Source organism: Cupriavidus sp. YAF13, assembly GCF_052113425.1.
In the GTDB taxonomy this organism is placed as follows: domain Bacteria; phylum Pseudomonadota; class Gammaproteobacteria; order Burkholderiales; family Burkholderiaceae; genus Cupriavidus.
The window spans coordinates 64,523-71,846 of sequence record NZ_JBFRDD010000045.1; the positions used below are offsets into that span (position 1 = coordinate 64,523).

At 61.3% G+C, this 7,324-nt stretch carries 4 protein-coding genes and 3 pseudogenes; 2 read left to right on the forward strand and 5 right to left on the reverse strand.

The genetic code is table 11. The features are described from left to right. Window positions 1–164: 164 nt before the first annotated feature. The 3 genes and pseudogenes from istB to AB4061_RS29850 all read right to left on the reverse strand — a co-directional run bounded on the left by istB (window position 165) and on the right by AB4061_RS29850 (window position 2,582). Window positions 165–916, reverse strand: a pseudogene (istB, locus tag AB4061_RS29840) (IS21-like element helper ATPase IstB). Window positions 917–937: 21 nt separating this feature from the next. Next, a complete protein-coding gene (locus tag AB4061_RS29845; protein WP_441639824.1) occupies window positions 938–1,843 on the reverse strand; it encodes a Mu transposase domain-containing protein in 906 nt (301 codons plus the stop codon). 253 nt (window positions 1,844–2,096) lie between these two features. After that, a complete protein-coding gene (locus tag AB4061_RS29850; RefSeq protein ID WP_441639825.1) occupies window positions 2,097–2,582 on the reverse strand; it encodes a tyrosine-type recombinase/integrase in 486 nt (161 codons plus the stop codon). Between AB4061_RS29850 and AB4061_RS29855 the strand changes: the two are divergent. Continuing rightward, window positions 2,574–3,023 (forward strand): annotated as a pseudogene (locus tag AB4061_RS29855) (tyrosine-type recombinase/integrase); the annotation flags it as partial. The gene AB4061_RS29850 and the pseudogene AB4061_RS29855 sit on opposite strands and share 9 nt — an antisense overlap. A 231-nt stretch (window positions 3,024–3,254) precedes the next feature. Here AB4061_RS29855 and AB4061_RS29860 read toward each other — a convergent pair. Then, window positions 3,255–5,351, reverse strand: a complete 2,097-nt coding sequence (locus tag AB4061_RS29860) for a Na/Pi cotransporter family protein (RefSeq protein WP_441639826.1) — start codon at window positions 5,349–5,351, stop codon at window positions 3,255–3,257. Between the two features lie 331 nt (window positions 5,352–5,682). Between AB4061_RS29860 and AB4061_RS29865 the strand changes: the two genes are divergently transcribed. Continuing rightward, entirely contained in the window at window positions 5,683–6,336 is a 654-nt protein-coding gene (locus AB4061_RS29865) for an SOS response-associated peptidase (RefSeq protein WP_441639827.1), read from the forward strand. Between the two features lie 867 nt (window positions 6,337–7,203). On the opposite strand, the pseudogene AB4061_RS29870 reads toward AB4061_RS29865, so the two are convergent. Next, a pseudogene (locus tag AB4061_RS29870) lies at window positions 7,204–7,324 on the reverse strand (IS630-like element ISCARN39 family transposase); the annotation flags it as partial.

Consider the following 7,324-nt stretch of genomic DNA (forward strand, 5'->3'; position numbering starts at 1 on the left):
CCTGCTGGACCCAAGCACCGCGTGTCGCTCCCGTCTGCGTATTCCGCCGAACCTGGACACCCGCTCCGCCGCAAACTGGGCACCTGTTCCAACGCAAACTGGGCACGCGTTCCAGGCCAAACTGGACACTACGGGCGCAGCGACGCGGGGTCGAAGTTCGGCTTTTACTCCTGGTCAGTCTGCGCTGTCAAACGGACGCGCATTTTTCGCATGGAATCACCTTTCAACGTGAGCTGATGCGCGTTATGGACGAGCCGGTCGAGGATCGCGTCGGCCAATGTGGCATCGCCGATGGCGGCGTGCCAGTGATCGATCGGCAATTGGCTGGTGACGATGGTTGAACGGGCGCCGTGGCGGTCGTCGAGCACCTCCAGTAGATCGCGGCGGTGCACATCGTCGAGGACAGCCAGACCCCAGTCGTCGATCACCAAGGCGTCAATTCTGGCCAACTGCTTGAGCAATTTGGTGTAACGGCCGTCGGCTCGGCCGATGCTCAGTTCGTCGAGCAGGCGCGGCAAGCGCACGTAGTAGGCGCTGTAGCCCTGACGGCACGCTTGGTGGGCCAGCGTGCAAGCGAGCCAAGTCTTGCCCACGCCCGTCGGGCCGGTCAGCAGCACCTTCTGCTTCTCAGACAGCCACTGGCCGGCCAGTGGCGCTGGAACAATGGCTTGTCCAGTCCTCGTGCGTGGCGGTAGTCGGTGTCTTCGGCAACCGTATTCGGCTTGAGCTTGGCGCGCAGTAGGCGCAAAGCCAACTGCCGCCCATCACGCTCGGTCGCCTCGCGGTCAACCAGCAGGCCGAGGCGCTCTTCGAAGCCGAGGTGATCAAGGTCCAGGCTGCCCTGATCGTGCAAGGCGCGCGCCATGCCGAACAGGCGCAGCTTGTTCAGCTTGTCGTAGGTGGGATGGTGCAGCATCATTTTCCTTTCGTTGGCGCTTCAGTGCAGGATGGAGTTCGATTGGTAGTAGTGGGCGCCGCGCAGGTTCTCGTGCTCCGGCAGGTCGAGCGTGCGTTGCGCGCCCGGCGGGGTCTGCAAGTCCAGGCTATTCTTGAGGATCGATTGCAGGCTCTTCCAACTCACGGTGTTGAGTTTGAGCGCATGCGCGCAGGCCGCTTCGAGGCGCGCGTTGCCGAACTCCTGTCCCAGCCGAAGCGCACCCAGGCAACTGCGGAACGCCTGCTGCGGATGGCGCCGCTGGCGCAACAAGCGTTCGACCAGCGTGGTGCAGCGGGGGCCGATGGCAGTAGCCCGGCTGGTCAGTTTCTCCGCGCTCCAGCCTGCGACCTCGCGGTGGGTCCGCGGCATATGCATGTCAACCGTCGTGTGCCGGCCCTTGAAGGCGCAGTGGGCATGACTGGCCAGCCGCTGGCCGTGGCGGAAGATCTCGACCGTCGCTCCGGTGACGCGCACATCGACCTGCTCGCGTGCGTGTTGATAAGGAACCGAGTAGTAGTGACCGTCGACCTCGACGTGGTAGTCAACGCCGACTCGGGCAAGCTTCCACTCGGCGTACTCATAGGGCTGTCCTGGCAAGGGGCGCAAGGCTGGTTGATCCATTTCGGCGAAGGCGCTGGCGCGGCTGCCGGGCAGCTTCTTGAACGGGCGTTGGTTCAGGGCGGTCAGCAGGGCACGCATCTCGCGGTTCAGTTCGCCAAGGCTGAAGAAGCGCTGATGGCGCAGGCGCGCCAGCACCCAGCGCGACATCACCAACACCGCATTCTCCACTTTCGATTTGTCCTTGGGGCGGCGTACGCGGGCCGGCAGCACAGCCACGCCGTAGTGGTTGGCAAGGTCCTGATAGGTCGGGTTAAGGTCCGGCTCGTAGCGCGACGCTTTGGTCACGCCGCTGCGCCGATTGTCCGGCACCCACAACTCGGTGCAACCGCCGAAGAAGTTCAGGGCACCACATGGCTGGCGATCCAGTCGGGCAGTTGTTGGGACCAGGTCGCCTCGATGTACGTGTAGTTCGACGCGCTATGGTCTTATGTACATGACGCGTCTAATGCGAACAGCGTTTTTATGTAAATCCGGCTGAGACGAGCGAGGGGCCGCGCTCGGTTGGAAGCGCGGCGTGTCCTCCATTTGGTTCACATAATCACAGCGACTTCAGGAATCGCGGAAGCGTCTCGGGTGGCTGGTACCGAGCTCGCTTCACATCTGGCGGATTCAATCGAGCGAGCGCGCGTTCCTTCATCTCGAGGTCCGCCTCGACGTACATGTGCGTCGTCGTCGGGCTCTCGTGACCGAGCCACAACGCAATCTCAGTGGGCCATACACCGGACTGCAGCATCGCCATTGCGGTCGAATGCCTGATGCGGTGCGGGGATACCTTGACGTTAGCGAGTTCGGGATGCCGATCCGACGCTGCCTTGGTCGCCAGCTTCAGCCGCTGACAGACCGTGGCTCGGTTCATTGCATTGCCCTGACGTGTGGGCAGCAGCGGCGATCGCTCGGTCAGCTGCGGATTACGGCCAAGCCAGTCGCGAACATCTCGGGCTGTGCTCTTCCAAAACGGCAGCGACCGCTGCTTGCGTCCCTTGCCATGCAGATGAATGAAGGATATCGGGCCGACTGGCTCCACCTGATCGGTAAGGGCAGTCGGCCTGGAAAAGTGGCGTTACCACCGCTTGCGCGAACGGCCCTCGATCAGCATCTCGTGCAGCGCGGCCTGCCCGTGACGCCAGCCCGTTGGAATCCCAAGACGCCCTTGATCGCCAGCCTGGAGCAGGACAGCGCAACCAGCATCACCGGCACCCGCCTGTGGACGGTAATGCGGCGCTTCTTTGGCCAGGCTGCGGACATCCTCGCCGGCGATCACCCGACAGTCGCGGAAAAGCTGCATCGGGCCAGTCCCCACTGGATGCGGCATACGCACGCGACCCATGCCTTGGCCCGTGGCGCGGAGCTGACCACCGTGCGCGATAACCTTCGCCACGCGTCGGTGGCCACCACCTCGATCTACCTGCAAAGCGATGAGGTGAAGCGGGCACGCCAGATGGATCAGGCCTTTGCCGCCCGGTAGGCAGCTTCTGGCAGGGTTCCCGAAATCTCAGCGGGCAATATTGTCCGTTTTTTGAAGCGACCCCCAGTATCAAGGGGAGCCCCAGTAGGCCTTTGTATCCACACGTCATTCCTCCGCAATGGCAAGCAATGCACTGTTAGCCTAGGGATCGCCCGACCCCCGCTGCTCTCGCCGCGTGGCACTAACCCTGCGCCTGTGGCCCCAGTCTTCGTGCCGTATGGGTCCACTCGATCATCGGTTTTTAAATGCGAAAACGATGACCAAGAGCGCAACAAGCGCTGCAAGCCATTTCAAGCTTGCGACCAGCTTGCTGAGCTTCTCCACCAGCACGCTGACGGCATCTGCCTCGGTAAGGTTTCTCTGCTCTTGCAGCGCCAGGCCATCATGCGCACTCTCGTTCTGTTCGAGCCCGCGCAAGCTGACTTTCGTGAGATCTAGCGAGAGATGAACAACGTATCCATTTGCGATTTCCGGCGACTCCATGGTGTTGTCGCTCTTACCTGGCCTGAGGCAAGCACATGACTCCCCGGGAATATCACCCATAACCTGCTCGGATACGTAGACGCCCCTCAGGCATAGCCCAACCTTGACAGCAGTAAGGCGTCCGTCCGCAACACCCTCGGACAGCGCCTGCAAGCTGCTTTCTGGCACGAGGCACGACGCCCACCACTGATCCGGTTCCTGCATCTCACGGTCCGAGCGGTTATAGCCGAGCCTTGCGATGCCAAGTGGGACGTCGGAGAGGGCAATGCCGAGTTCCTCTTGCCATTCGCGAAGGCCTTGCCCGTCTGCGGTGCTGATTTCCCGGGCTGCAAAAGAAACCTGGACCGTACGCGTACTATTCTCGGATTCGCCAATAATGGACAGGCGACAGTCGTCGAAAGACGCGGTCCCTTGGATGTAGGTAGAAAGCGTTGACTGCGCGTCTCCCCCCRCAGACTCTAGTTGTTGGACGACCTGGAGATCCTGCAAGGTGAGCCACAGTGACTTTGCAGGGTAATACGCCTGCGTCTTGCCATCAGCGCTAATGAGTTCGAGCGTGTGGCCACGGTGCTCCCTTATTTCGAATCCATCTTGCCGTTCACCATACGTCACGTACCCTCTCTCAGGAATGCGCCGATGGTCATTCTCAGCAAGCAGCCCGGGATCGAGAGGCGTCAGGTAGGTTTTGGTCGCGCTATCTAGGCTATCCAGAATATCGTCACGCTGACGGACCCCGGCGATGTGCTTCCGGTCGCGGTTAATGGCTGCGGCACGGGTGCCCGGCAGCATCTGGCCAAGGACATCCGTCAAACGATGTGCCTCGCGCGCCATGTTGTCGAACGTCGCCATCGGAATCCGCCTCGCGGCTGGATCGCGGTGAAACGGCCGCGACGGGTCGGCAGCCTCCACTAGCGGCGGCAGTAGCCGAGTTAGCAGGTTTGCGAAGGGGGAAAGCAACGGCAGGAACAGGCCGGCGAGAACCAGATTGAACAGCGTGTGAAAATCGGCAACCACACGCGCATTGTCCGGTTCGATCGTGACCATGAAGCTACCAATCGGCCGAAGCGCTGCGAGCGCCACCAAGACACCGACTGCCCGCGTGAGCAGATTGCCAACCGCCAATCGCTTCGATACCAGATCGTTAGGTGCAGTCGCTTGCAGCACGGGATTGATCGCGGTGCCTAGGTTCGCACCCAACACCAGCGCAAAAGCCGTGTTGGGCGGAACCACGTTCTGCGCGCAAAGCGCCGTGACGAGCAGGACGATCGCAACGTTCGAATTTGCGGCCCAGGTCAAACCGGCCGCCAGCAGAACATCGACCAACGGCACAGTGGAGGCGGCGCCCAGCAGCATGCGAAGATTGGGGGCATCCTCGTAATCCGTCATCAACTCGAGCAACTGGTGCAACGCGAGCAGCATCAAGCCCAAGCCTATAAGCATGCGACCCAGATCGTGTGCGCGCGCGTTCGATGCCTTGCGGAACATCAGCACGCCAACGAGGATCAAGGCCGGCGAGACGGTCGCGACCTCAAACGACAGCACCTGCACGAGCAATGTTGCGCCGACGTTTGCGCCGAGCATGACGGCAAGGGCCGGGACAAGTCCGACGAGCCCTTCGGCAGCGAAGCCGGCAGTAATGAGTCCGGTCGCCGTGCTGCTCTGCAACACCGCCGTTACACCCATTCCGCCGAAGAAGGCGCGGAGTCGTCCGCGCAGCGTACCCCCCAGGATTGATCGAAGGCCGGCACCGAATGCGCGCTGTATGCCGGTTTGAAACATCTGGGTGCCCAACAGCAGCAGCGCAACAAAGCCAGCGAGATCGATCAGCGTGTACGAAAATGTCATGATTCTGAACCCTCGACACCAAACAGTTGCCCGTGTGACTCTCACCGCCGGCCTGTCGCGTTACCGCGACAAGACATCGCCGCGCCCAGCCACCGGCCGCACAGATCGGATAGCGGGACAGCTGGACCTATCGGATTCCCTTGCGCATGCTGGCACTGTACCCGTGCGCAAGCAAGGTTCCCAACGCCCCCCCCAAAGGTGGGGCATGGCCCATTCCTTCTCGGCCTGAAGCCGCGACACACGTGCCACCCTGAGGGAGGCCAGGGAGAAGGAGTATTCTGGGACCGCCGAAGGGCGGATACTCTTGCCGAGACAACAGGGAGGACTGGCCGTGTGCAATAACTACGCCCCGATCCAACGCCAGCTGCTGCGCGACGTCTATGGCGTCGAGCCGCCGCCGCTCAATTATCCGCCAGAGACCTGGCCAGACTATGCGGCACCGATCATCCAAGCAAATCAGGATGGCAAACGCCAAGCTTTGATAGGCACCTTCGGCATGATCCCGAAATCCCGCATTCAGCCGGGCGTAAAGAAATTCGAGACAACCAATGCGCGATCGGAGACGATTCGCGAAAAGCGATCATTCGCTGGCGCGTGGGCGAACGGTCTGTTCTGTCTCGTGCCGGCTACCATCTTTTACGAACCCAACTATGAGGGCGGCGCCAAGTCGGTCCGATGGCGGATCTGGCTAAGGGACGAACCTGATTTCGCGATTGCGGGCCTATGGCGGGCCTGGCCGCGCGAGGCCGGTGCCGAGGTATTCAGCTTCACCATGCTGACGGTAAACTCAGACAAGCACCCGCTGATGAATCGCTTCCATGCGCCGGGCAAAGAAAAACGGATGATAGTGATCGTGCCGAGGTCGGAATGGGATGACTGGCTGACATGCAGGGATCCGGATCTGGCGCGCAGCTTCATGCGGCCCTACCCAGCAGAGCGGATGGCCGCAGAGCCAGCGCCGCAGACCATCAAAGAGAAGGCGTGACATTACCCACGCACCACGCCCTACAATGGCGCCGCTCGTTCATGAGCCATCGCATTCTCAAGCGCTACTCAGACCGCCGCATGGCAGCCCCGCGCTGAGCTCCGCGCCCTGGAGGACCCAATTGCAGCCAGCTTGGAAAGCGGGTATCGAACTCCTGCGGAGAAATATCGCCCAGATGCGAACATGCCTCGTTCGGCAGCGCAATGCTGAGTTCCTTGTGCCATAGAACCAGTCCGGCAAGCCGAACGACACGGACGCGCTCTTCTCTCGGAACGGGGTAGCTGGAAACGTGCCCGGGAACTGCCACCAATAGAACACGCCGGCGCAACTCGTAACTGAACCATCCCGACGCGTCGCGTCGAACCAATCCCATGGCCGCAACGTGTCGATGCAAGTAGATCGCTCGCACGGCCAGAAGAATTAGAAACAACACCAATACCCGCAACACTATGTAGCTCCGCTGTGATGCAGCTACTCCCCTTAAATCTGGGGCCACTAGCCAACTCGGCAAGTGTGACCAATAGGGATCTTTTTGTCTACGCGGCTTACTGCTTGCAACACTCGGCCATCTCACTGGCTTGCCGAAGTTGCCGCCCACCCTAGGTAAGCTAGTGCCGGCACCAGCAAGCAGAGCGCAATCGCCAAGTAGTACCGCGCACCGTGATGAGGCGGGTTGGTATGGAAGTGGTGGATCAAGGGCTTCATAGGGGGCCTCCGGCACGGTTGCGAAGCACAAAGACCTCTTTTCGAGGATAGGTCTGCTTTCAGGGAGTTGCAATGCAAAGCATATGCCACGTATCCGCCATGGTTGCGCCTCTGGTGCCCGCCTGCCGGCGAGCCCTATTGATCCTTGTATAAATGATGACATCACCACAACTCGGCCTGCTTCCAGCACGCGGCAATGATGCTAGCGCGTTGCTGTGCGCTGCGCAGCCGATTGCGGGCGGTCGTTTTGAGTTCGGTGAGCGAGTGTGGGCAGAAGTTGGCC